The sequence below is a fragment of the Ammonicoccus luteus genome (assembly GCF_050880385.1).
In the GTDB taxonomy this organism is placed as follows: Bacteria; Actinomycetota; Actinomycetes; order Propionibacteriales; family Propionibacteriaceae; genus Enemella.
Map to the genome: position 1 here is coordinate 1,118,130 of NZ_JBNZCI010000001.1, position 25,417 is coordinate 1,143,546.

The window sequence follows — 25,417 nt, forward strand, 5'->3', positions numbered from 1 at the left end:
CCGAGGAGACGTGAATGACCGACGACATCCCGCCGCCGCGCCCCGACCTCGCCCCCGCCTCGTCCCCGGACGATCCGACCGCTCACGCCGTGCTGGACGCCGGCGAGATCTCCCGCGCGATCACGCGGATGGCGCACGAGATCATCGAGAACAACCACGACTCCGAGCGGCTGCTTCTGCTCGGCATCCCGACGCGCGGTGTCCCGCTCGCCCAACGCCTCGCGCGGGCCATCGACCGGGCCGCGGACCGACCGGAGGGCAGCACGCCCGTCGGTCGTCTCGACATCACGATGTATCGCGATGACCTCCGCAAACACCCCACCCGCGCCGTCGGGCACACCCACCTCCCGGAGCCGATCGACGGCGCGACCGTCGTCCTCGTCGACGATGTGCTCTTCTCCGGCCGGACCGTGTCGGCCGCGCTGGATGCGCTCAAAGACATCGGGCGCCCCGTGGCGGTGCGGTTGGTGGTGCTCGTCGACCGTGGCCACCGCGAGTTGCCGATCCGGGCGGACCACGTCGGCAAGAACCTGCCCACGTCGTCGTCCGAGCGGGTCAGCGTACGCCTCGAAGAACTCGACGGCACCACCGAAGTGACCATCAGCCGCCCCGCCGAAGGGAAAAGCACCCGATGAAGCATCTGCTGTCGGCCGCGGATCTGTCGCGCGCCGAGATCGATTCGATCCTGGATCTTGGCGAGGAGATGTCCGAGGTCCAGCGCCGTCCGATCAAGAAGCTGCCGACCCTGCGCGGCCGGACGGTGGTCAACCTGTTCTTCGAGGATTCGACCCGGACACGCTCGTCGTTCGAGATCGCGGGCAAGTGGCTGTCGGCCGATGTCATCAACGTGTCGGGCAAGGGTTCGTCTGTGTCCAAGGGCGAGTCGCTGCGGGACACCGTGCAGGTGATCGATGCCATGGGCGTGGACGGGATGGTCATCCGTCACTCCGCGTCGGGCGCGCCGGCCCAAGCCGCCGGCTGGATCCGCGGCTCGGTCGTGAACGCCGGCGACGGCACCCACGAGCACCCCACCCAGGCGCTGCTGGACGCCCTGTCGATGCGGCGGCACTTCCGGTCGCTGCCCGGCGGGTTCGACGACGACTGGTCGACGAAGACCGTGGCGATCACCGGGGATCTGACCCACTCGCGGGTGGTGCGCAGCAACGTGCTGCTCCTGCGGACGCTGGGCGCCAAGGTCGTCCTCGTGGCGCCGCCCACCCTGCTGCCGTCCGGGGTGGACACGTGGCCGGCGGAGGTCTCGACCGATCTGGACGACGTTCTGGGTGAGGTCGACGTGGCGATGATGTTGCGTGTGCAGCGCGAACGAATGCAGGGCGGCTTCTTCCCGACGCCGCGGGAATACACGATTGGCTACGGCCTCACCAACGACCGCCTGCGCACACTGCGGCCCGATGCCGCGATCCTGCATCCGGGTCCGGTCAACCGGGGGCTGGAGATGGCGGCCGACGTGGCCGATTCGGCCGGGTCGCGGATCCTCGACCAGGTGGCCGCCGGTGTGGCGGTGCGGATGAGCGTGCTCTATCACGTGTTGGGTGGGGCGGATGAGATGGGAGTGACCTCATGACGGACCTGTTGATCACCGGCGCCCGCGTGGTGGGTGGCGAGCCCGGGGACCTGCTGGTCCGCGACGGGCAATTCGTCGATCCGGCCTCGGCCGGATCGGACGTCGAACGGATCGACGCCGACGGTCTCATCGCCCTGCCCGGTCTGGTCGATTCCCACTGCCACCTGCGCGAGCCGGGCCGGGAGGACGCGGAGACGATCGAGTCGGGTACGCGGGCTGCGGCGCGAGGTGGGTACACCGCCGTCCTGGCGATGGCGAACGTCAACCCGGTCACCGACACCGCGGAAGCCGTGCGCAACATGGTGGAGATCGCCGCCGAGACCGCCTTGGCCGCCGTTCTCCCGGTCGGCGCGGTCACCAAGGGTCTCCAGGGCGAGGAACTCGCCGAGCTGGGGCTGATGGCCCGCGCCGGGGTCCGGATGTTCTCCGACGACGGCCGGTGCGTGCATGACTCTCTGTTGATGCGGCGCGCGCTGGAATATGTCCGGGCGTTCGACGGAGTCATTGCGCAACATGCGCAAGACCCGCGGCTCGCCGGTCCCGGCGCGTGCTGCCACGAGGGCGAGATCTCGGGCCGCCTCGGTCTGGGGGGCTGGCCCGCCGTGGCCGAATCGGTGATCGTCGCCCGGGACGTGCAGCTCGCGGAGCTGACCGGGTCGCGCTATCACGTGTGCCACGTGTCGACCGCCGAGTCGGTCGACGTCATCCGCTGGGCAAAGGCGCGCGGGATCCGGGTCACTGCCGAGGTCACCCCACACCATCTGCTGCTGACCACGGCGGCGGTCGAGGGCTATGACCCGACGTTCAAGGTCAATCCTCCACTGCGCCCCGACGAGCACGTCGAGGCGCTGCGCGAGGCCTTGGCCGACGGCACGATCGACTGCGTCGGCACCGACCACGCCCCGCACGCCTCCCACGACAAGGACCACGCGTTCGCCGACGCCGCGTTCGGCATGACCGGACTCGAGGCGTCCCTGGCGGTGGTCATGGACACGATGCTCAACGAGGGTCGCCTCGATTGGGGGCAGGTGGCCGAGCGGATGGCGTACGCGCCTGCCCGCATCGCCGGTCTCACCGATCAGGGGCAGGGACTCGAGGTCGGCCGGCCCGCGAACCTGGTGTTGGTCGATCCGGACCGCCGTGCCGTCGTGGACCGGGCGCGGACGGAGTCGAAGTCGCGGAACAACCCCTACCACGGGCGCGATCTCCCCGATCCCGTCCGGCTGACCATGTGGGCGGGGAGGACGACGTTCCGGGACCTCTGAGCGGCCCCCTTCTCCGGGCACTCCTCTAGCATGGGCCGCGGCAACGTGGCCGCAGAAGGGATGTCCATGGAGACCAAAGCCCGTCCGAACGGATCCAAACAGGGGTCCGGTCTCGGTGTGGCGATCGGACCCGCGATCATCGCGAAGCCCGATCTCCATCTCAACGCCTATGACCCCGGCGATCCGGCCAAGGAGCGTCGTCGCCTGGAAAAGACGCTGACCAAGGCAGAGAAACAACTGCGCAAGCTGGCCGCCAAACCGATCCGGGCCAACGCCGCGATCTTCGGCGCGCAACGGGACCTGCTGCTCGACACCCGGGTGACCGATGAGGCATTCCGACTGATCGACGCCGGCGAGCCAGCGACCGGAGCCTGGACGGCCGCCGTCGAACGACATCGCCCATGGCTGCAGGGCCTGCCGGACGCGCCGGGCCAGCTCGAGCTGGCCGACAGCGTGGAGCATCGGGTGCTGGCGCTGCTCACGGGCACGCCGACGGAGTTCGAGACCGAACGACCGGGGATCGTCGTGGTGCCGGTCCTCGACCCCGGCATGGCAGTCACGCTCGACCCGTCACAGGTGCTCGGCGTCGTCACGATCGGTGGCGGCGCCACCGGACACGGTGTGATCATCGCGCGCTCCCGCGGCATCCCCATCTTTCCCGCGGCGGGCGACGCCGCCTCCGGCGTGGAGAGCGGAGCCACGATCGCTTTCGTGGCCCGCGGAGACCGCCGCATCGCGGTGAATCCCGACGCGGACGAGTTGGCCGAATTCCAGCAGATCCTGCGTGATCTGGAGGAGCTGCAGGCCGAGGCGCAGGCGCATGCACTCGAGCCGGCATACACCTCCGACGGCACCCACATCGAGGTCTATGCCAACGTGCTCGCCGAGGCCGACGCCGAGGAGATGGTGGCCGGGGGCGCGGACGGGTGGGTGATCCGGACCGAGATCCTGTTCGGCGGTTCCCCGCACCCGCCGACGGTGGAGGAACAGGAGCAGGCGTTCCTGCGGCTGGGGCGCACGCTCGGCGGCAAGCGGATGATCGTGCGGACCTGGGACATCGGCGGCGACAAGACCGTGCCGTTCCTGCCGTTGGATGCCGAGGAGAACCCGTTCCTCGGCGTCCGTGGTCTGCGCGTTTTCCGCAACCGCCCCGAGCTGCTCATCGATCAGATCGAGGCTGTGTGCCGGGCAGGTCGGCAGACACCGTTGAGCCTGATGTTCCCGATGGTGACGACGGTCGAGGAGATCGACTGGGCGCTCGGCCTGCTGGACGACGTGGCGGCTCGGATCGGGCGGCCGGACGACCTGCAGGTCGGGATGATGGTCGAGATCCCCGCGGCTGCCCTGCGGGCCCGCTTGATGACCCAGCGCCTGGATTTCGTGAGCATCGGCACGAACGACCTGACGCAATACACGACCGCGGCCGAGCGCGGGAACGCCGCGCTGCACCTGCTGGCCGACCCCTTGGACCCGGCGGTGCTGCGGTTGATCCGGACGGTCGCCGACGAGTCTCGGCCCGAGGCACTGGTCGCGGTCTGCGGGGACGCGAACACCGACCCCGACGTCGCGGCCCTGCTCGTCGGGTTGGGCGCCCGGGAGCTCACCCCCGCCGCACCGGCGGTGCCGATGGTGAAGGCGCGCCTGCGCACTTCGTCGATCGTCGAGCTGACCGACCTGGCCCAGCGCGCGCTGGCGTGTTCGAGCGCCACCGAGGTCCGCGAGTTGATCCGCAGCCGGTTCCGTTAACTGGTCGATCAGCGGACCCTGCGTCCTCCTTTTTCGCCCCGGCTAGCATGCGGAAGGTGACTGCCGAACAAGATCCCGAGAACTTCTATGACGCCGTGGGCGGCGCGCCGACCTTCGAGAAGCTCACCGCCCGGTTCTATGAGCAGGTGGCGGCCGATGCGGAGTTCCGGGCGCTCTATCCCGAGGCGGATCTCGGGCCGGCGGAGGAACGGCTGCAGCTGTTCCTGAAGCAATATTGGGGTGGTCCGACGACCTATTCGGAACAGCGCGGCCACCCGCGGCTGCGGATGCGCCATGCTCCGTTCGTCATCACACACAAGGAGCGCGACACCTGGTTGCGCTACATGAAGGTCGCGCTCGACGAACTAGGGCTGCCGGCCGAATATCACGACGAGATGTGGGAATACTTCGAACGTGCCGCCGATGTCATGGTGAACACGATCGAGACCCCGGAACCTCGAAAGGGCCTCACGCTGTGACTTTCCCCGCGAAGCACCCGGACTGGTGGCGCAGCGCCGTCGTCTATCAGATCTATCCCCGGTCCTTCGCAGACCGCGACGGAGACGGCACCGGCGACGTCCGGGGCATGCTCGACAGGCTCCCGCACCTCGTCGACCTGGGCGTCGACGCGGTCTGGGTTTCGCCGTGGTATCCGTCGCCGCTCGCCGACGGCGGCTATGACGTCAGCGACTATCGCGACATCCACCCCGACTTCGGCACGCTCGCCGATGCGGACGCGTTCATCGCCCGCGCGCACGAGCTCGGCCTGCGCGTGCTCATCGATCTCGTGCCCAACCACTGCTCCGACGAACACCCGTGGTTCCAGGCGGCGCTGGCGGCCGGCCCCGGATCGCCCGAGCGCGAGCTGTTCTGGTTCCGCGACGGTCGCGGTGCGGACGGGGAACTGCCGCCCAACGACTGGCAGGCGATGTTCGGTGGACCGGCGTGGGAGCGCGTGATCGGCGCGGACGGTGTCCCGGAGCAGTGGTATCTGCATCTCTTCGACGTCCGCCAGCCCGACTGGAACTGGGCTAACCCACGGGTCGCCGACGAGTTCGACGACATTCTGCGGTTCTGGTTCGACCGTGGGATCGACGGTTTCCGCATCGATGTCGCCGACTCGATGGCCAAGCATCCCGATCTGCCCAACGTGGCGGACGGTGTCTCCAACCTGGCGAAATACATCGGCAATCCGCTGTGGGACCGGCCTGATCTCGACACGATCCACCGGCGGTGGCGTGGGGTTGCGGATGAGTACGCCGAGTCTGCGCGTGGTGCGCGGGTCTTCGTGTCCGAGGCCTATCTGCCGTCCGACCGCGTCACGAACTATGTGACGCAGGGCCGGTTGCACACCACCTTCAACTTCGATGCGCTCCTGTGCGAATGGACCGCGGAATCACAGCGCAATGTGATCGACCTCAGCCTGCGCACCCATCAGGCGGTCGGCGCGCCCTGCACCTGGGTGCTGGCCAACCACGACAACGTGCGGGTCGCGACCCGTTATGGCAAGGCCATCACCGGTGTCCCCTACGGGCCGGAAGGCGTTGAGCCGGACGCGCAGAAGGACGACGAATACCTGCGCGCGCTGCCGACCGATCTCGAGCTCGGCCGGCGCCGGGCGCGTGCGGCAGTGCTGCTGGAGCTGGCGCTGCCAGGTGGGGCGTACGTCTATCAGGGCGACGAACTCGGCCTCGACGAGGTGGACGACCTGCCCGAGGATTCACTGCAGGATCCGACTTGGGAACGGTCCGGTCACACCGTGCACGGCCGGGACGGGTGCCGGGTCCCGATCCCGTGGTCGGGCACCGAGTCGCCGTTCGGGTTCGGCCCCGGGGGCGAGCCCTGGCTGCCGATGCCCGACCGCTGGGCGACCCGCACGGTCGAGGCCCAGCAGCACGACCCGACCAGTTTCCTCGCGCTCTATCGCGCGACGCTCACCGAACGTCGACGCAACCGAGCGCTTGGGGACGGCACTCTGACCTGGATCGAGTCCGGTGCCGAGGTGCTGGATTTCGCCCGCGAACCGGGGTTCCGGTGCATCGTCAACTTCGGCTCCGCGGCTGTCGCGATCCCCGAGGACGCCATGGTTCTCGTCCACTCCGGCGACCCGAACTCGGGCCGCGTGGAACAGGACGAGGCGGTGTGGCTCTCCATCTGACCACGCTCACCGGAACCGGGCGGGGCCGGCGGCGCTAGCCCGTGGGGGTCGGAACGCCGAGCTCCCACGGGGCCACTGCCTCCCGCAACCAGTCCGGGAGTGCGGTCGGCCCCTCGATCGTCATGTGCACGAGCACCGTCCGAGACGATGCGTGGAGCGTTCCTGTGGCCGGGTCGATGATCTCCGCCGCCAGGGTCAGGGAGGTCCTCCCGATGCGTTGGACAGCCGTTCGCACGAGGTAGGGTTCCGGCCGGAAGTCGATCTGGACCGCGTACTCCATGTCCTGGCGGACCACCATCCAGTTCCCCGCGCGGTCCGCGCCGGCCGGGCGGCGATCCGCGAGGTCGCGGAGCAACGCGACGCGCGCTTCCTGGACGTACGTGAAATATTTCACGTTGTTCGCGTGGCGATAGGAGTCGAGGTCGCCCCACCGAACGTGCAGCGGGAATTCGAAGGCCGGGTGATCCCCCACCCGCATCTTCGGCACGGTGGGCAGCGGCTCGACCGGCTCCGCGTACCCCTGGAACCACGCCTTCTCCAGCGGAGTCAGCCGGCGGATCTGGTTGGTCTCCAGATCGAACGGGCAGAGGACGGTCCGGGCGCGCGCGATCAGGTGCCCGTCGCTGACCAGGTCGTACGCCAGCGTGAACCGCGCCGCACCCAGACGGTCCACCACCAGCGTGACCTGCACCGGGCTGCCGTGTTCCGCCGCTCGCAGGTATTCCACCTGGTGCCCGGTCACGAGGATCGCGTTCGGGTTGGGGCCTTCGGCGCCGGGGACCGGTTCGTCACCCAGCATGTAGGCGAAGTCGCCCGAATGCAGGAAGTTGACGCGCGCTTCCTGCAGGAACTCCACGTAGCTGCCGTTGTTCAGATGGTGATAGGCATCCATGTCACCCCACCGGGTGGGGCATTCGAGCGTGTACGCCACAGGGCGTCAGTCCTCTTCTTCCTTCTCATACATCGAGTCGATGAGGTCCGCGTACGAATCCTCGACCCGGGCACGCCGGATCTTCAGGCTCGGGGTCACTGCGCCGTCGTCGACGCTCAGCTCATGGTCGAGCACCTTGAAGCGCTTGACGGTCTCCCACCGCTCCAGGCGACCGTTCGCGTTGTCCACATAACGCTGCAGCATCGTCTCGACCTCGGGGTGCTGGGTGAGCTCCTTGTAGTCCAAGCCCTTCAGCTTGCCACCGTCATGATTCTCGCCCCAGCCCTTGAGGGCATCGGGGTCGAGAACCAGCAGCGCAGAGATGTGCTTGCGGGAGTCGCCCGTCGCGATCGCCTGTGCGATATAGGGGCAGGACGCCACGAGCGTGCCCTCGACCTTCTGCGGCGCCACATATTTGCCGCCCGAGGTCTTCATGAGGTCCTTCTTGCGGTCGGTGATCCGCAGGTAGCCGTCATCGTCGAGCTCACCGATATCACCGGTGTGCAGCCACCCGTCGATGATCGTCTCCGCCGTCAGATCGGGCAGCTTGTGATATCCGCGGGTCACGCCGGGGCCGCGGACGAGCAACTCGCCGTCTTCGGCGATCTTGAACTTGCTGCCGGCGAGGGGCGGACCGACGGTGCCGAGGCGCGGGAGGTCGGGATGGTTGACGCAGATGACCGCAGAGGTCTCGGTCATGCCGTAACCCTCGACCACGAGAATCCCGGCGGCATAGAACCACTCCTGGACCTGACGGGACAGCTTCGCCGACCCGGACACCATGAAGCGCAGGTTCCCGCCGAGACGCGCCTTGAGCTTGCTGAACACGAGCTTGTCGGCGATGCGGTATTGCAGGCCGAGCGCGCCCGGCAGCGGACGCCCCTCGATCCGATAGGGAATCGAGCGCTTGCCGACGCTGAATGCCCAGCGGGCGATCTTGCTCTTCAGCCCGACGGAATTGCCGACCATCACACGGGCACGCACCTTCTCGAAGATGCGGGGAGCGCCTGCCATGAACGTCGGCTTGATCGCGCCCAGACCGTCGACGATCTTGTCGATGCGGCCGTCGACCGCGGTGGTGAAGCCGATCTGCAGCTGGATGGAGAGGAGGCACTTGCCGAACACGTGCGAGAGAGGCAGCCACAGGTATTGGACATCGTCCGCAGTGGCGAGCTGCATCATCTCGACGGCGCGGCCCTGATAGGTCCACGCCTCGTGGTCGAGCCGGACCCCCTTCGGCCGGCCGGTGGTCCCGGACGTGTAGATGAGCGTCGAGAGCCGCTCCGGGCCGATGTCGGCGATGACATTGTCGACCAGATCGGGATGGGTCTCGCGGTGTGCCTTGCCCAACTGGCGGAAGTCGGCCCAGCTGTGGACACGCTCCCCGGGGTCGTCACCGTCCATCAACACGATCGCGAGCAGGTTCTCGACGATCTCGGGGTGCTCCTGCAGTTTGGCCAGTTGTTCGGCGTCCTCGACGATCGCAATCCGGGAATCCGAGTCGGCGAGGATGTAGTTCACGTCCTCGGACTGGGTGGTCGGATAGATCGTGGTGGTCGCGCCGCCGGCGCACATGATCGCGAGGTCCGCGAGGATCCACTCGATGCGCGTGGTGGCTGCGATCGCGACGCGATCCTCCGGCTGCAGTCCCACTGCGAGCATGGCTGCCGCAAGATCAAAGGCGAATTCCTTCGTCCCGAGCCAAGTGAGTTCCTGCCAGTCCTCCCGTGCATCGGGATAGCGGAACGCGATGCGGTGGGGGTCAGCGACCGCCCGCTTGACCAGCATCTCACCCATGTTGCGCGACTTCTCCGCCAGCAACTCCCGGGTCCGCTCATCGATCGCGCCCGTGTAATCCCCCATTGGTGCCCCTCAAATCCCTACCCAGTCACGGCAGACCGCTCTGTCGCCGTGGATTGTGATCCTACCCACACTGACAACCCTCGGCGGTGGGAGCCGGTCCCGTCCGCGGCAGGAATATTGCCAATCCCAAAGTTGAACCGTCAACCTTTGATAGTGTGGACGCATGTCGGAGAGGGTTCAGGCGCGCTGGCTCGATCGGGAACAGCAACGCATTTGGCGGACCTATCTGCTCGGGGTCGCACGCGTCAACGAGCGGCTCGACGACGCGCTCCGGCAGTTCGGGATCGATCTCGGGGAATACGAGATCCTCGTGAGCCTCGAGGAGGCCGACCAACGCCGGCTCCGGATGTCGGACCTGGCGGAAAAGGTCCACCAGTCCCGTTCCCGGCTGACCCACACGGTGGCCCGCATGGAAAAGGCCGGCTTCGTCGAACGCGAGGCCTGCCCCACTGACCGTCGCGGCGTCTGGGCCCACCTGACCGACGAAGGATTCGAGCTGCTCAAGGAGGCGGCGCCGAGTCACGTCGAGTCCGTGCGCAACGCGTTCATCGAGCCGGTCGACCCCGAGGATTTCCGCGCGCTCGGTCGGGCCTTCGAGGCGGTCCTGTCCGCGGAATGACGCCCGGAACCGGCGGCCGGAAGGGCTGCTGGAACCCCGCCTGACCCCGCGTACCTCGGTGGCAGACTGGCCCGCATGACTGCCCAGCTCGACGCCTCCACCCTCACCCGCGCGCTCTATTCGACCGACGCGAGCCTCTATCGAGTGGTCCCCGAGGCCGTCGCGTTCCCGGCGTCGGTCGAGGAACTGGAAGAGGTGCTCCGGGCGGGATTCGAGAGGGGTACGCCGATCACCAGCCGCGGCGCCGGCACCTCCTGCGCCGGCAATGCCGTCGGCCCGGGGCTCGTCGTGGACATGCGTCGACACCTCCATCACGTGCTCGAGATCGACCCCGACGCACGGACCGCCCGCGTGCAGCCCGGCGTCGTGCAGTCGGAACTGCAGAAGGCCGCGGCACCGCACGAACTGCGCTACGGGCCGGACCCCTCCACCTCCAACCGCTGCACGATCGGCGGAATGATCGGCAACAACGCCTGCGGCCCGCGCGCACTGGGCTATGGGCGTTCCGCGGACAACGTGGTCGCGCTCGATGTCCTGCTGGGCACGGGCGAACGGCTGACGGTGACCTCCGGTGAGCCCGCCCCGCCCTCCCCGACGCTGGACGCCCTGCGCGATCTCGTGCAGGCGAACCTCGCGCTCATCCGCACCGAGTTCGGCCGGTTCGGCCGCCAGGTGTCGGGCTATTCGCTGGAGCATCTGCTCCCGGAGAACGGGTTCGATGTCGCGAAGTTCCTCGCCGGGACCGAAGGCACGCTCGCGGTCATCCTCGAGGCGACGGTCCGGCTGGTGGCCGATGCGCCGTTCAAGACGATGATCGCGCTCGGCTATCCGACCATGGCCGACGCCGCCGACGACTCCCCCGCGATCCTGCGACACAACCCCACCGCGGCCGAGGGGCTGGACAAGCGGATCGTCGATGTCGTGGCGCGCCAGCACGGACCGGCCGCGGTGCCCCGCCTGCCGGCGGGTGAGGGCTGGGTGTTCGTCGAGCTCGTCGACTATGACGAAGCCGTCCTCGCCCAGCGCGCGGGAGCCCTCATGGCGGAGACCTCCCACCTCGACGGCTGGGTCGTGACCGATCCGACCGAGGTCGCGGCGCTGTGGAAGATCCGCGCGGACGGCGCGGGCCTGGCCGGGGTGAGTCTGGACCGGCCGGCGTACGCGGGCTGGGAGGACGCCGCCGTGCCGCCGGAGAAGCTGGGCGCCTATCTGCGCGACTTCGACGCGCTGATGAGCCGACACGGTGTGCAGGGATTGCCGTACGGCCACTTCGGCGACGGCTGCGTCCACTGCCGCATCGACTTCCCGCTCGACAGCCCCGACGGGCCGGGCGCCTATCGGCAGTTCGTCGAGGAGGCCGCCGACCTCGTGGCCGGCTATGGCGGCTCGATGTCCGGTGAGCACGGCGACGGTCGCGCCCGCTCCGCGCTGCTCCCGCGCATGTATTCCACCGAGGCCATCGCCTTGATGGCCCAGGTGAAGGCGCTCTTCGATCCGGCGAACCACCTCAATCCCGGTGTCCTCGTCGATCCGCGGCCCGTCGAGGCCGACCTGCGCGTGCCGGCGATCCGGACCGCACCGCTGCGGCGTACCCATCCCGAATTCGTCGAGGCCGTCCATCAGTGCTCCGGCGTGGGCAAGTGCCTCGCGGATGCCAGCGGTGCCGGTCAGGTCATGTGCCCGAGCTATCGCGCCACGGGCGAGGAGAAGGACTCGACCCGCGGCCGCTCCCGGGTGCTGCAGGAGCTCGTGAACGGTGAGCTGATCACCGGGTGGGACTCCCCCGAACTCGCCGAGGCGCTGGACCTGTGCCTGTCGTGCAAGGGGTGCGCCCGGGACTGTCCGACGGGAATCGACATGGCGGCGTACAAGTCGATCGCGACGGATCAGAAGTACGCGGGGCGCCTGCGCCCGATGAACCACTATGCGCTCGGCTGGCTTCCTCGCTGGGGCCGGCTGATCTCGGCGCTGCGCGTGGGACCGCTGGTGAACGCGGTGTTCAACGTGCCGGGGCTCGGGTCGCTGCTGAAGCGCGCCGCGGGCGTCGACGTGCGGCGCGGACTGCCGCGGTTCGCCTCCGGATCGAACAAGAAGCGCGCCGCGACGATCCCGGTGCAGGGCAAGCCGGTCGCGATCTGGCTCGACTCGTTCTCGGATTGCTTCGAGTTCGACGGGATCAAGCCGTTGATGGAGCTGCTGGTGGATGCGGGGTACGCGCCACGGTTCATCAACGAGAAGGCCTGCTGTGGGCTGACCTGGATCTCCACCGGACAGCGCGATGGTGCCCGGCGCCAGTTGACGGCGGCGCTGGACGTGCTGCACCCGATCGTGGCGGCCGGCGTGCCGATCGTCGGGGTCGAGCCGTCGTGCACGGCCGTGTGGCGCAGCGATGCGTTCGAACTGCTGCCGAACGATCCGCGCGTGCAGGACGTGGCGACGGGGATCCGGACGGTCGCCGAGTTGCTGGCCGAGACCCCCGAATGGGAGGCGCCGGACCTGTCCGGCCTCACGGTGGTCGCCCAGCCGCACTGCCATCACGCGTCGGTGCTCGGTTGGGCCGCCGACGCGGCGCTGCTCAAGCGGACCGGCGCGACAGTGCAGACGCTGGGCGGTTGCTGCGGGCTCGCGGGCAACTTCGGGGTGGAGCAGGGACACTATGAGGTGTCGGTCGCGGTTGCGGAGAACGACCTGTTGCCGGCCCTCCGGGCCGCCGGGCCCGATGCTGTGGTGCTGGCCGACGGGTTCTCCTGCCGCCTGCAGGTCGAGCAGCTGGAGGGCCGCAAGGCCGTCACATTGGCGCAACTCCTGACCGGACCGCGCCTTCGATGAGAGGAGAACAACAGTGAACCGCAACGTGATCAACCCGCAGGATTTGTTCGTCGGCAAGGCCTTCAGCCAGACCGTCGCCGTCGAAGGCGCGGCGCGATGGATCTTCGTCTCCGGGCAGATCGATTGCGACGCCCAGGGCAAGGTCCGCAACCCGGGCGACCTCGCCGCACAGGTGCGGGGCACCTTGGACAACCTCGTCATCGCCCTCGCGGCACAGGGCGCGACGATGGCAGATCTGGTCAAGGTGAACGTCTATATCGTCGATCTCGACCCCAGCCAGACCGCCGCGATTCGGGACATCCGCGCGGAATACTTCGATGCGGAGCAGCCCCCCGCGGTGACTCTGGTCGGCATCGATCGACTGTCGATGGACGGGCTTCTGGTCGAGATCGAGGCGGTCGCCGCCCGCTGACGCGCGCTCGACCTCAGGCTGACACGTTGGCGAGGCGGCGGTTGATCTCCTGGGCGTATTGATCCGCCGTCAACCCCGCGACCAGGTGCCACACGCCGGGCGAGACTTCGACCGCCCCCGCCAACCCCGCGCGCTGCAGGGCGGCGGTGTCGACTTGGGCAGAATCCTTCACCTGCACCCGCAGCCGCGTCTCCGCGACCAGGTCCACCTTCTCGACGTTGTCCCGCTCGCCGAGTGCGGTGAGCCACTGCTTGGCCTGGGTGGCCTCCTGGTCGCCGACGACGATGACGATCGGGGCAGCCTCCGGCGGCGCGAGATCAGCGGTCTTCGCCGCGCGCTGCTCGGCGGTGCGGTAGTCGGTGAAGATCACCAGCAACATCGAGGTGAAGAACGCGGCGGCGATTGCGATGAGATACAGCACAACGTTGTCGAACGCGGGGATCGTCAGCAGCGACGTGAACACGAATGCCTGGGTCCGAAGACCGCCGCCGAAACCGATGATCAGACCACCGACGAGACAGCCGATGAGCATCCGCGGATAGATCCGTTTGAACCGCAGGTGGATGCCATAGAGCGAGGGCTCGGAGATGCCACCGAGCAGGCCAGCCGCCAACGCACCCGTCGCGGTCTGGCGCATCTGGATGTCCTTGTCACGCATCGCGAGCACCAAGACGCCGGCTGTCGCGCCGAACGCCGCGAAGTTCCACGCACCCATCGGTCCCTGGATGAAGTCATAACCCAAGGTCTGGATGTTCAGCAGCATCACCGCGTTGATCGGCCAGTGGAGGCCCAAGGGCACCATGAACGGATACGCCAACGGAATCACGATCGCAAAGATGAACGGCGAGAAGTCGTTGACCATCCGCAGGACATTCGCAACGCCGGCGCCGGCGTACACCCCCAACGGGCCGATCAGAAATGCCGTCAACGGGAGCATGATGAGCATCGCGATGAACGGCACGAAGATCAGCTGGACGTTCTCGGGAATGACCTTCTTGAGGAGCTTGTAGAGCGGGCCGAGCACGCCCGCCATGATGAGCGGTGGGAACACCTGCGAGCTGTAGTTGAAGATCGTCAGAGGTAGCCCGAAGATCTCGACGGTCTGGACCTCACTGCCGAACACGGTCTGCGGGGTGGCGATCTCCTGCAGGGCGGCGAACCCGGGGAGCATCACGATCGCCATCACGGCGAAGCCCACCCAAGGGTCGGCACCGACCTTCTTCGAGGCGTTGTACGCGACCATCAGCGGCAGGAACACGAAGACTGTCTGCCACATGAGGTTGACGAACTGCCACGACGGTGGCAGGTCCGTGCGCGGATCCGCCCAGTTGCCGATGATGCCGAGGGTGCTCATCAACGACATGAAGGTGATGAACAGCGACGCACCCAGCAGCGCCGGCAGGATGGGGCGGAAGGCATCGGACAGATATTCGAAGAAGTTGTCGAGCCACGCGACCTTGCCGCGCGGTCCGCCGGCCCGGGCGGCGGCCTTGACGTCGGCGTCGGACTTGGCGCTGAGGTTCTGCATCTCGGGCAGGGCGAGAATGTCGTTGTAGAAATTCTGGACGCCGCCGCCGACGATGATCTGATAACGGTTGCCAGCCTGGGGCACGCCACCCATCACGCCTTTGATGCTCTCCACGGTCGGGGTGTCCACGACCGAGGAGTCGATGAGCTGGAAGCGCAGGCGTGTCGCGCAGTGGGTGAGGCTGCTGATGTTGTCGGCCCCGCCGACGCTGGCGACGATTTCAGTTGCTGTGTTCGACATGGTGTTCCTTGCCGACTCAGGCCTCGTCCATCGGGACGAGAGCACGGACTTGGGCGGGAGTGGCGCAGGCTAAGGCCTGGGCGGCGAGGTCTTGGCAGGTGGAGTACGCGTACGCCCGCACCATCGCCTTGACCGCGGGAATCGCCGGAATCGAGCAGCTCAGCTCATCGACGCCGAGACCGACGAGGATCGGGACGGCCTGCGGGTCCGAGGCGACGCCGCCGCAGACACCGAGCCACTTGCCCTGATCGTGCAGCGCCTCAGCCGCGTGGGCGATGAGGCTGAGGACGGCCGGATTGCACGGATCGACCTGAGCGGCCAGCTTGGGATGGCCGCGATCCATCGCGAGCGTGTAGGAGGTCAGGTCGTTGGTGCCGACACTGAAGAAGTCGCACCCTTCCTCGGCGGCGAACTGGCGGGCCATCACCCCGACCGACGGCACCTCCATCATGATGCCCACAGAGACCGGGGAGGTGATGCCGCTGCGGTCGCGCTCGTCGTCCCAGATGGCCTTCGTCTGCCGCCAGTCATCGATCGTGGCGATCATCGGGAACATGACGTGCAAGTGGGCACCGGCGTTCGCAGCCTGCAGGATCGCTTGGCACTGGGCGCGCAGAACGTCGGGCTTTTCCAGCCCGACGCGGACGCCGCGGACCCCGAGGAACGGGTTCTCCTCGGCGGGCAGCGGCAGATAGGGCAATGGCTTGTCACCACCGACGTCCAGAGTGCGGATGACCAGCGGTTGCCCGGGCGCGAGGGCGCGGGCGCAATCGGCGTAGATCTGCGCCTGTTCCTCGACGGTCGGCGCCGTGCTGCGGTCGAGGAACACGAACTCGCTGCGGAGCAACCCGACTCCCTCGCCGCCTCGGGTCTGGGACTCCTGGGCGTCCTCGACGTTGCCTATGTTCGCGACCACCGCGATGCGGCGGCCGTCGGTGGTGATCGCGGGCTCGTCCTTGTGCTCCTCCTCCACTGCCTTGCGTTCGGCCTGCCGGCGCTGACGGTCGCGAATGTCGGCGATGTCGGCGTCGCTCACGTTGAGCCGCAGTGTGCCCTTGGATCCGTCGAGGACCACGGACTCGCCGTCGACGATGTCGAGCGCACGGCTCTCGATGCCTGCCACAGCAGGGATGTCCATCGACCGGGCGATGATCGCCACGTGGGAGGAAGCGCCGCCGGCCGCGGTGGCGAAGCCGACCACCTTCGTGCGGTCGAGCTGCGCGGTGTCGGACGGGGTGAGGTCCTCGGCGATAAGGATGGTGCCCTCGGCGAGTTCGGGCCGCTCGGCCCGCTGGCCGGTGAGCTCCTCCAGGACTCGTTGACCGACGTCCCGGACGTCGTTGGCACGGCCCGCGAGAACCTCGTTCGGGAGGGCTGCGAGGCGGTCGGCATAGTCGTTGTATGCCGCACGCCACCCGAACGGAGCGCTGCGGCCCTTGTCGATCGCGCTGACCGCCAGATCAAGGAGCTCAGGGTCGGCCAGGATTTCGGCATGGGCACCGAAGATAGCGGCCTTGCCCGGGTCGGAGTCCTCCTCGAGGCGGCGCTGGAGCGCGGAGAGGTCCAGCAGCGCCCGGTCGATGGCCGAGTTGAGCTTGCGTCGCTCGAGGTGGTGATTCTCCGCGGTCTCCTCGACCGTGATGTCGATCGGTCGCCATTGGACGACCTTGCCGATGCCGAGACCGGGCGACGCGGACACCCCCAGGAGCAGATTGGGGTCACCGGAACGAGGACGAGCGGGCTCGGTGGGCTCGGCGGGTTCGGGCGCAGCATGGGTGTTGTCGGCCACCGCGTCGGCCGGACCGATCGGGGGACAGTCTTCGCCGAGCCCGTCCCGGATGGCCCTCGCGATCTCCGTGACCGCGCGGTCCGCGTCCGGGCCGTGCGCCGTGACCGTGAGCTTGTCGCCGCGGGCCAGTGCCAGGCCCATAAGAGCCATGATGCTCTTCGCGTTGGCCGAGTCCTCCCCGTGCCGCAGCCTGACGTCCGAGGTGAACGTCTTGGCGAGGGCGACGAGGGTGGCCGCCGGTCGGGCGTGCAGCCCGGTGGGGTTCGGCAACAGCAGAGCCTCCGACGTGGCCTTTCGTCCCTCGCCGGCACCTGCCTGAGCACTCGCAGGATCGGCCAGGACGACCTCGGCTGCGATGTCGGTCCCGGCGGTGACCACACCGGTGCGCGGTGCGATGCTGCCGACGAGTTCCGAGTTGGTGATGACGACCTGTGTCAACAAGCTCTTGGCCTCGAGCGCCACCTTGTCGAGGTCGAACTCGAGCAACAGGTCGCCGGGCGCCACGCGGTCACCCGCGCGTACCTTCGGCAAGAAGCCCTCCCCCGCCATCTTGACCGTGTCCAGCCCGACGTGGATGAGGACCTCCAGTCCCTCCGCGGAACGGATCGTGATCGCGTGGCCGGACGGCTGGAGGTCGATGACCTCCCCGGAAACGGGCGCGAGCACAGCGCTGCTCAAAGGATCGATAGAGAAGCCCTCGCCGACCATCTTCCTGGCGAAGACCGGGTCCGGCACCTGATCGATCGGGACCAGAATCCCGGTAAGTGGGGCGATGACCTCGACCCGGGATCCGTTGCTTGGGGCGCTCACAGCCGACCTCCTGAACAAGGACCGTCCGCTCGCCGGGACCCCGCTGTCCCGGCGGCCAAGTCCGCTCGGGTCAGCGTAACCCCGCGGCCGGGCGGCCACGAGCCGCCGGCGCGAAGTTTCCCTTTCGAGACGGTGTTCTGAAGGTGATCGAGTAAGAACCGCCTTCGTCGCGCTTCGTCAGTCGCGAGTTAGTCGCGAGTCAGCCGTCGGTGGGTGCTGGCATGCGGCCGGGCGGCCTCGGGGCCGAGCCGGTCGATCTTGTTCTTCTCGTAATCGGCGAAGTTGCCCTCGAACCAGAACCACTTGGCCTCGTTCTCGTCATCGCCTTCCCAGGCCAGGATGTGCGTGGCCACCCGGTCGAGGAACCAGCGATCGTGGGAGATCACGACGGCGCAACCGGGGAACTCGAGCAGCGCATCCTCGAGCGACTGCAGGGTCTCGACGTCCAAGTCGTTGGTGGGCTCATCGAGGAGCAGCAGGTTGCCGCCCATTTTCAGGGTCAGCGCCAGGTTGAGGCGGTTGCGCTCTCCACCGGAGAGAACGCCGGTCGGCTTCTGCTGGTCCGGGCCCTTGAAACCGAACGAGGCGACGTAGGCGCGGGACGCCATCTCGAAGTTGGCCACCTTGATGAAGTCGAGGCCGTCCGACACGACCTCCCACACGTTGCGGTTCGGGTCGAGGCCGCCACGTCCCTGGTCGACATAGGAAATGGACACCGTCTTGCCGAGGTTGAGCTCGCCGCTCGTGGGCTGTTCCTCGCCGACGATCATCTTGAACAGTGTCGACTTGCCGACGCCGTTCGGTCCGATGATGCCGACGATGCCCGAGCGCGGCAGCGTGAAGGACAGGTTTTCGATCAGCACGCGGTCGCCGAACGCCTTGGTGAGGTTCTTGACGGCGAGCACATCGGTGCCCAGTCGGGGGCCCGGCGGGATGTTGATCTCGGAGGCGTCGATCTTGCGATTTCGCTCGGCCTCGGCCGCCATCTCTTCATAGCGGGCAAGTCGGGCCTTGTTCTTGGCCTGTCGCGCCTTGGGGCTGGAGCGAACCCATTCGAGCTCCTTCTCCAGGATCTTGGCGCGCTTGGCGTCCTTCTGGCCCTCGATCTGGAGGCGGGCGCGCTTGGTCTCGAGGTACGTCGAATAGTTGCCTTCGTAGGGGTGCAGGCGACCGCGGTCGACCTCGCAGATCCATTCGGCCACGTTGTCGAGAAAGTATCGATCGTGGGTCACGGCGAGGACAGCGCCCGGATAAGACTTGAGGTGGCCCTCCAGCCAGTTCACGCTCTCGGCGTCGAGGTGGTTGGTGGGCTCGTCGAGGAGCAGCAGGTCGGGCTGCTGGAGCAGGAGCTTGCACAGGGCCACGCGGCGGCGCTCACCACCGGACAGCACGTCGACGATCGTGTCAGGCGGCGGGCAGCGCAGCGCGTCCATCGCCTGCTCGAGCTGGGAGTCGATGTCCCAGGCGTTGGCGTGGTCGAGGTCGGTCTGGAGGTCGCCCATCTCTTCCATCAGGGCATCGAAGTCCGCATCGGGGTCCGCCATGAGCTCACCGATCTCGTTGAACCGGTCGAGCTTCTTCTTGACCTGACCGACCGCCTCCTCGATGTTCTCGAGCACGGTCTTGCCCTCGGTGAGCGGCGGTTCCTGCAGCAGGATGCCGACGGTCTTGCCCTTGGCGAGCATGGCGTCACCGTTGCCCGGCTTCTCCAGCCCCGCCATCACCTTGAGAAGGGTCGACTTGCCGGCGCCGTTGGGGCCGACGACACCGATCTTGGCGCCTTCATAGAAGGACAGGGTGACGTTGTCGAGGATGAGCTTCTCCCCGGCCGTTTTTCTGACGTTGTGCATCGTGTACACGAACTCGGGCATGCAGGCACTACCTCACGGGTGTCTCGGGATTGGTGGCGGGCTCATTATGCCTGAGGCCGACTGCGGTCTCACACCAACCTCAAGCCTATGACCACGAGCAAGAGCAGACCGCTGACTGCCACCTGGACCTTGTCGGCCGTGGGCCGGGAACCATAGAGCGGAAGCCGCTCGGCGCCGCGGACGCTCAGGAGCAGTCCGCCCATCCCGAGACCCAACGCAACGCCGTGCAGCCAGCCGGGCACGGTGAACCATGCACCGATCATCGCGGTGAGCAGTGCGATCGTGATCAGGTCGAGCGCGGCGGAGATCAGCTCCGCACGCCGGGTCGCCGCCCGGGCACGCCTCGTGACCCACCAAGCACCGAGCGCCATCACTGCCAGTGCCACGATCTCGAGGACGCCCGGCAGCGGCTGGGGCGGTTTGTCGTCGGCGATCAACCCGGCACCGAGGCGATCGACAGAGGTCGAGGTGTTGTTGAGGACGAGCACGGCCTTGTCGGCATCACGGTCCAGCAACAGGATGCTGGACGCGCCGAACGTGCCGCCGTTGTGCCAGGTCAACTGCTGGTTCTCAGGTCCAGGGCTGATCTGCCAGAACAGACCGATGCGGCCTTCGTCGCCGACGTCGGCGATCGGGTCCAAAGCGGTCATCCCGGGAGCGGTGCCGGCGAGGAGGGCTTCCGCGTACCGCCGAAAGTCCGCCACCGTGATCCACGTGCTGACCCCGCCGGGCAAGCCACCTTCGGCAGCCCACGCTTGCGGACGGCGGCCATTGGTCTGGTGTCCCTGCACCCGGTTGGCGGGGAGTTCGTCGGGCGTGGCGGCGAAGACCGTGTCCCGCATCCCGAGGGGCTCCAGGAGCCGGGTGTGGACCGTGCTCGTCCAGTCCGCATGTCCGGTCGCACGGGCCAGCGCGTGGCCGAGGAGGTCGGCGCCGAGGTTGGAGTACGCGTACTCCCCCGGTCGCTCGAGCGCAACCGCCCGGGCCTCCTGCAGCAGTTCCGGCGTGGTCGCCCGATAGGGGTCGCGAAGCGTGAGGGCCGCCAACGGGGCGCGGCGGGATTCGCTGGGGAGCAGGCGGGGTACGCCAGCCCGGTGCGTAGCGAGCTCACCGAGGGTGACTGCCCCGACCTCGGACCCAGCCAGCTCGGGAAGGTGCTGTGCCAGCGTGTCCTCCAGCCGCACCTCGTCCCGGTCGACGGCATCGGCCAGCACCTGTGCGGTGAAGGTCTTGGTGATGGAGCCCAGCTCCCAGTGCGATCCCTCGTCCGGTCCCAGCCGGGCCTGGCGCGCTCCCCCCGGGTCGAGTGTCACGACCGCGATCGTCTCGAAGCCTGCGTTGGAGCGGAGATGGTCGAGCACGTCCTCCGCGAGAGCTGGGTCCCCGGTCTGGCCGCGGCCGAGTGTGATGCCGGGCCCCCACACACCGGAGAGGAGGAATCCGACGAGAGCAGCGATGACGAGCGTGAGGATGATCCGGCGACGTCGACCGATGGGGTCCTCGAAGTCACGGTCCGGATCCGTCCAGAAGGACAGCTGCACGATTCCCACTCCTCGGTCGTTCGTGGCACTGGCTCTAGGGTGTCATTGGAAACCCCCTGACGCCGCACCGAGGACAGCCGTGGACGTGCTGCACCGCCTGTTGGACCAGCTTGGCCAGACGTGGTCCCTGTGGTTGGCCGCGCTGCGCCTGGATCCCGATGTCGCCACGGTCCTGGCCCCCGCCACCTCCTGGTTCCCGGTCATCGTCATCGCCGTGGTGGCGGGCATCGCCCTCGTCGCCGGGCAGAGCGTCGTGCTGCTCGCGAACCAGGTCCGGCGCTGGGCCTTGGTCTTCAGCCTGGTGTTCGCGATCGCCGGGATTCTCGCCTCCCACTTCCTGGAGGGCCTGCTGCTCTGGGCACTCGGCAATCTGATCTTCACCGAACCCTGGACGGCTCTCGAGATCGTGAAGGTCGTGATCCTGTCGTCGGCCCCCATGGCGTTCGGATTTCTCACCGCCATCCCGCTTCTGGGGCCGGCGCTCAACCGCCTCCTGTCGGTGTGGAGCCTGGTGGTGCTGTGGGCGGTCGTCGCCGCCACTTTCCGGGCGGGTCCGTGGCCGGCGGCAGCGCTGGTGTTGGCCGCCTGGCTGGGCATGCTGCTCCTGGGCAACCTATTGGGGCCGGAGCTCGCGCGGCTGCGCGACAGGGTCTGGCGTCGGGTCACCGGGCGACCGCTCCACCTGGACACGAACTTCCTGCTCGAGCTCATCGAGGAGCCCGAGGCATGATCGCCCCGCTGCTGGTCATGATCGGGGCCGCGGTCGTGCTCGCCCTTCTGCTTGCCCCTGTCGAAGCACTGCGCTGGTGGGCGACCCAAGGCGTGAACGAGGCTCAAGCGACGGCCGCCGCTCTGCGGGATCTCCGCCGACGTGTCGAGTTGAGCCGAGGCGCAGCACCGGCGACGGATCCGTCCTGCAGGAGCTATCTCGTCTATCTCTCCGGAGTCGGGGCCGTCACCGAGCAGGCGAGCCCCGTCGGGGAGCAGCCGCTGCTGGATGACCTTGAGCAGGCACTGCCCGACGTGCGCCTGATCAGCGACGTCTATCCCTATTCCCCCGCCAATCGCACCCTCCTCTCCGGACGCTGGTCGTCCTGGTGGTGGCGGATCGTCGAACGGCTCGGTCGTCTGCCCTTCACCCAAGTGCTGCAACTTCTCGTGTACGGCCGCAACGTCCTCCAGTTCGCCGTGTCCGCGGACGATCGCTATGGCCCGATGTACGCCCTCGGCGTCGCCCGGGTGATCTGGGACCGACTGCTCGCCGCCGGCTATCGCCCCAGCTCCGGCACCCCGGTCGTGTTGTTGGGCTGGAGTGGTGGCGCGCAGATCGCGCTGGCGGCGACGTCGTACCTCGCGGGCGCCGGCATGCCCGTCTATCTCATCTCCTTGGGCGGCGTCCTCACCTCGGATCCGGGGCTGGACCGGGTCCACCACCTGTGGCATCTGAAGGGATCCAGAGATTGGATCCAGGCGATCGGCAACCTTTTTCCGGGACGCTGGCCGGGTCGGACCTCCTCGTTCTGGGCCCGTGGTGTCGCCGACGGCCGCATGACCGTCCGCACGATCGGACCAGTGCGGCACCTGGGTCGCCGGTCCTATCTCTCCCGTTCGAGGCTCGCCGACGGCCGGACCTGCCGCCAGACGGTCAGCGAGGAGATCCAGGCGCTTCTGCGGGAGGCCGGTCTGTCCGCGCCCCGCTGAAGCTCGCTCTGAGCCTCGTGCTCTCCCGGCCACAACTTCCGTATCGATTGTTTGAAGGATACCCCAGTGGGGTATAACATGAAGATTGTCGCTTCAGTTGGGAGGGCTCCCAACTGATGTCTGCACCCCAAGCGTCCGGGGCCGAGGCGCCCAACCCGACAGCTCCCAGGGGCCGTGGTCACCCGGCCGCCGATCAGGCATGCATGGCGCAGAGGCGACCCGACGAGACCGATCGGCCGTCGAGAGCGAGACGCAAACCCACCTCTTGATCGAGAGGAACGCGACGCACCGCCCTTGATCGAGTGGAACCTCTCCAGAGGAATGGACTCAAACATGAAGGACCACCACCCCCATCACGGCATGGACACCGACGAGGACCGACACACCGGCCACGACGCCGAGGGCACCCACGCCGAGCACGAGCACGGCACTGACCACGCCGGGCATGGCGGCCACGGTGGTCATGGCGATCATGTCGGGCAGTTCCGGCGGCTGTTCTGGATCATGCTCGTCCTCGCGATCCCCGTGGTGGGATTCAACGAGATGTTCGCCCACCTCACCGGCTTGCCTCTGCCGGACGCCGGGTGGGTGCGCTGGGTGTCCCCGACCCTGGGCACGGTGATGTTCTTCTGGGGCGGATGGCCGTTCCTGACCGGCGGGCTGAGTGAGATCCGCTCCCGCAAGCCCGGCATGATGCTCCTGATCGCTTTGGCACTCACGGTCGCGTTCGTCGCCTCCTGGGGGGCGAGTCTGCAGGTGCTCAGCCACGAGCTGAACTTCTGGTGGGAGCTCGCGCTGCTGGTGGTCATCATGCTGCTGGGCCACTGGATCGAGATGCGCTCCCTGGCGCAGACCACCTCAGCCCTCGACTCCCTGGCGGCCCTGTTGCCCGATGAGGCGGAGAAGGTCGCGGGGGACGACGTCGTGAGGGTCGCACCGGCCGACCTGGTCGTGGGGGACGTCGTGATCGTCCGACCCGGTGCCTCGGTGCCGGCCGACGGAAAGATCCTCGACGGGTCGGCATCGATGGACGAATCGATGGTGACCGGCGAATCCAGGACCGTGCGCCGGGCGCGGGGCGACCACGTGGTGGCTGGCACCATCGCCACCGACTCCGGGCTGCGCGTCGAGGTATCCGCGACCGGTGACGACACCGCGCTGGCCGGCATTCAGAAGCTCGTGTCCGACGCGCAGGCGTCCTCGTCCCGGGCGCAGCGGATCGCGGACACCGCCGCGGCCTGGCTGTTCTGGTTCGCCCTCGGCGCAGCGATCATCACGGCCATCGTCTGGGCGCTGCTCGGCCTGCCCGGCGATGCGGTCGTGCGCACCATCACCGTGCTCGTCATCGCCTGCCCTCACGCCTTGGGCTTGGCGATCCCGCTGGTCGTCTCGATCGCCACCGAACGTGCCGCCCGTGGCGGCGTGCTCATCAAGGACCGGCTCGCGCTGGAGTCCATGCGCACCGTTGACACCGTGCTTTTCGACAAGACGGGCACCCTGACCAGGGGCGAGCCCACCGTGACCGCGACCGACCCCGTCGGCGACCGACGCGGCGACGAGGTGCTCGCGCTGGCCGCCGCCGCGGAGGCGGACAGCGAACATCCGCTGGCCCATGCGATCACCGGCGCCGCACGAGCTCGCAGCCTGGACGTGCCGCGCGCGACGGACTTCTCCTCCTCACCAGCCGTTGGGGTGAAGGCCATCATCGAGAACACGGTGATTGAGGTCGGCGGCCCCTACCTCCTCGACCAGCACAACGCGCAGGAGTTGCCGATCGCCGAGCAGTGGCGGAGCGAAGGCGCGATCATCCTCCACGTCCTCGCCGACGGGGAAGTCATCGGTGCCCTGCGCCTGGCGGATGAGATCCGCCCCGAGTCCCACGACGCCGTCGACGCCCTCCACGCCACAGGAGTTCAGGTCGTCATGATCACCGGCGACGCCCAAGCGGTCGCCGACACGGTCGCTGATGAACTCGGCATCGACCGCGTCTTTGCCGGGGTTCGCCCCGAGGACAAGGCCCTCAAGGTCGAGGAACTCCAGCGCGAGGGCAAGAGGGTCGCGATGGTCGGCGACGGCGTCAATGACGCCCCAGCCCTCGCCCAGGCAGACGTCGGCATCGCTATCGGCGCGGGCACCGATGTTGCGATTGGCTCGGCGGGAGTCATCCTGGCCTCCTCCGATCCACGTTCAGTGCTCTCGGTCATCGACCTGTCGCGGGCGGCCTTCCGCAAGATGAAGCAGAACCTGTGGTGGGCCGCCGGCTACAACCTGCTGGCCGTGCCGCTGGCCGCAGGCGTCCTCGCACCGATCGGTTTCGTCCTGCCGATGAGCATCGGCGCGATCCTGATGTCGGCCTCGACCGTGCTCGTCGCTCTCAACGCCCAGCTGTTGCGGCGACTCGACCTGGCCCCGCAGCGCACCACCGACCGGATGCTCGGCCGCTCCGCCTAGCTGTATCCGGCCAAGACGTTGGTAGCAGCGTGGGGTTGTTGACGTGAGGGGAACCTCCGGGTGGGGTGTGGCTTGTCG

18 protein-coding genes are annotated in these 25,417 nt (G+C 68.0%); 12 read left to right on the forward strand and 6 right to left on the reverse strand.

The window, feature by feature from the left end; genetic code table 11:
- Window positions 1–14 precede the first annotated feature (14 nt).
- The 6 genes from pyrR (at window position 15) to ACQ260_RS05230 (ending at window position 6,754) form a co-directional block, all read left to right on the forward strand.
- Window positions 15–635 (forward strand): bifunctional pyr operon transcriptional regulator/uracil phosphoribosyltransferase PyrR, encoded by a 621-nt coding sequence (gene pyrR, locus ACQ260_RS05205; RefSeq protein WP_432558317.1) that lies wholly within the window; start codon window positions 15–17, stop codon window positions 633–635.
- Window positions 632–1,585 (forward strand): aspartate carbamoyltransferase catalytic subunit, encoded by a 954-nt coding sequence (locus ACQ260_RS05210; RefSeq protein WP_432558318.1) that lies wholly within the window; start codon window positions 632–634, stop codon window positions 1,583–1,585. Before pyrR ends, ACQ260_RS05210 begins: the two co-directional genes overlap by 4 nt.
- Entirely contained in the window at window positions 1,582–2,850 is a 1,269-nt protein-coding gene (locus ACQ260_RS05215; RefSeq protein ID WP_432558319.1) for a dihydroorotase, read from the forward strand. The genes ACQ260_RS05210 and ACQ260_RS05215 overlap by 4 nt, the downstream gene beginning before the upstream one ends.
- A 66-nt stretch (window positions 2,851–2,916) precedes the next feature.
- Window positions 2,917–4,596 carry a phosphoenolpyruvate--protein phosphotransferase gene (locus ACQ260_RS05220; RefSeq protein WP_432558320.1) on the forward strand — a complete coding sequence of 560 codons (1,680 nt, stop codon included), beginning with the start codon at window positions 2,917–2,919 and terminating at the stop codon, window positions 4,594–4,596.
- Between the two features lie 56 nt (window positions 4,597–4,652).
- Window positions 4,653–5,075, forward strand: a complete 423-nt coding sequence (locus ACQ260_RS05225) for a globin (protein WP_432558321.1) — start codon at window positions 4,653–4,655, stop codon at window positions 5,073–5,075.
- Window positions 5,072–6,754 (forward strand): glycoside hydrolase family 13 protein, encoded by a 1,683-nt coding sequence (locus tag ACQ260_RS05230; protein WP_432558322.1) that lies wholly within the window; start codon window positions 5,072–5,074, stop codon window positions 6,752–6,754. The genes ACQ260_RS05225 and ACQ260_RS05230 overlap by 4 nt, the downstream gene beginning before the upstream one ends.
- A 34-nt stretch (window positions 6,755–6,788) precedes the next feature.
- Here ACQ260_RS05230 and ACQ260_RS05235 read toward each other — a convergent pair whose 3' ends face one another.
- Both ACQ260_RS05235 and ACQ260_RS05240 read right to left on the reverse strand, forming a co-directional pair.
- Window positions 6,789–7,646 carry an acyl-CoA thioesterase gene (locus ACQ260_RS05235; protein ID WP_432558323.1) on the reverse strand — a complete coding sequence of 286 codons (858 nt, stop codon included), beginning with the start codon at window positions 7,644–7,646 and terminating at the stop codon, window positions 6,789–6,791.
- 45 nt (window positions 7,647–7,691) lie between these two features.
- Window positions 7,692–9,548, reverse strand: coding sequence for an AMP-dependent synthetase/ligase (locus ACQ260_RS05240; RefSeq protein WP_432558324.1), 1,857 nt, complete (start codon window positions 9,546–9,548; stop codon window positions 7,692–7,694).
- A 163-nt stretch (window positions 9,549–9,711) separates the two neighbouring features.
- Here ACQ260_RS05240 and ACQ260_RS05245 point away from each other — a divergent pair, with 163 nt between their 5' ends.
- From ACQ260_RS05245 to ACQ260_RS05255, 3 genes are all read left to right on the forward strand, one after another.
- Entirely contained in the window at window positions 9,712–10,167 is a 456-nt protein-coding gene (locus tag ACQ260_RS05245; RefSeq protein ID WP_432558325.1) for a MarR family winged helix-turn-helix transcriptional regulator, read from the forward strand.
- A gap of 75 nt (window positions 10,168–10,242) precedes the next feature.
- On the forward strand, window positions 10,243–12,996 hold the full coding sequence (locus tag ACQ260_RS05250; RefSeq protein ID WP_432558326.1) for an FAD-binding and (Fe-S)-binding domain-containing protein: 2,754 nt from the start codon (window positions 10,243–10,245) through the stop codon (window positions 12,994–12,996).
- A 13-nt stretch (window positions 12,997–13,009) separates the two neighbouring features.
- The gene (locus tag ACQ260_RS05255; RefSeq protein WP_432558327.1) at window positions 13,010–13,408 is read left to right on the forward strand and encodes a RidA family protein; all 399 of its coding nucleotides are present in this window, start codon (window positions 13,010–13,012) and stop codon (window positions 13,406–13,408) included.
- A gap of 13 nt (window positions 13,409–13,421) precedes the next feature.
- Here the strand turns inward: ACQ260_RS05255 and ACQ260_RS05260 are convergent, their stop codons facing one another.
- The 4 genes from ACQ260_RS05260 to ACQ260_RS05275 form a co-directional block, all read right to left on the reverse strand.
- The gene (locus ACQ260_RS05260) at window positions 13,422–15,176 is read right to left on the reverse strand and encodes a PTS transporter subunit EIIC (RefSeq protein WP_432558328.1); all 1,755 of its coding nucleotides are present in this window, start codon (window positions 15,174–15,176) and stop codon (window positions 13,422–13,424) included.
- 16 nt (window positions 15,177–15,192) lie between these two features.
- Window positions 15,193–17,775 carry a phosphoenolpyruvate--protein phosphotransferase gene (gene ptsP / locus ACQ260_RS05265; RefSeq protein ID WP_432558329.1) on the reverse strand — a complete coding sequence of 861 codons (2,583 nt, stop codon included), beginning with the start codon at window positions 17,773–17,775 and terminating at the stop codon, window positions 15,193–15,195.
- Between the two features lie 188 nt (window positions 17,776–17,963).
- Window positions 17,964–19,646: an energy-dependent translational throttle protein EttA gene (gene ettA / locus ACQ260_RS05270; RefSeq protein ID WP_432558330.1), complete on the reverse strand. Its 1,683-nt coding sequence runs from the start codon at window positions 19,644–19,646 to the stop codon at window positions 17,964–17,966.
- A 68-nt stretch (window positions 19,647–19,714) separates the two neighbouring features.
- Window positions 19,715–21,187: a serine hydrolase domain-containing protein gene (locus tag ACQ260_RS05275; protein ID WP_432558331.1), complete on the reverse strand. Its 1,473-nt coding sequence runs from the start codon at window positions 21,185–21,187 to the stop codon at window positions 19,715–19,717.
- Between the two features lie 79 nt (window positions 21,188–21,266).
- On the opposite strand from ACQ260_RS05275, the gene ACQ260_RS05280 reads away from it, so the two are divergent.
- The 3 genes from ACQ260_RS05280 to ACQ260_RS05290 all read left to right on the forward strand — a co-directional run bounded on the left by ACQ260_RS05280 (window position 21,267) and on the right by ACQ260_RS05290 (window position 25,339).
- The gene (locus ACQ260_RS05280) at window positions 21,267–21,917 is read left to right on the forward strand and encodes a hypothetical protein (RefSeq protein WP_432558332.1); all 651 of its coding nucleotides are present in this window, start codon (window positions 21,267–21,269) and stop codon (window positions 21,915–21,917) included.
- The gene (locus ACQ260_RS05285; protein ID WP_432558333.1) at window positions 21,914–22,888 is read left to right on the forward strand and encodes a hypothetical protein; all 975 of its coding nucleotides are present in this window, start codon (window positions 21,914–21,916) and stop codon (window positions 22,886–22,888) included. Before ACQ260_RS05280 ends, ACQ260_RS05285 begins: the two co-directional genes overlap by 4 nt.
- Before the next feature lie 333 nt (window positions 22,889–23,221).
- Window positions 23,222–25,339 (forward strand): heavy metal translocating P-type ATPase, encoded by a 2,118-nt coding sequence (locus tag ACQ260_RS05290; protein WP_432558334.1) that lies wholly within the window; start codon window positions 23,222–23,224, stop codon window positions 25,337–25,339.
- The last annotated feature ends 78 nt before the right edge of the window (window positions 25,340–25,417 follow it).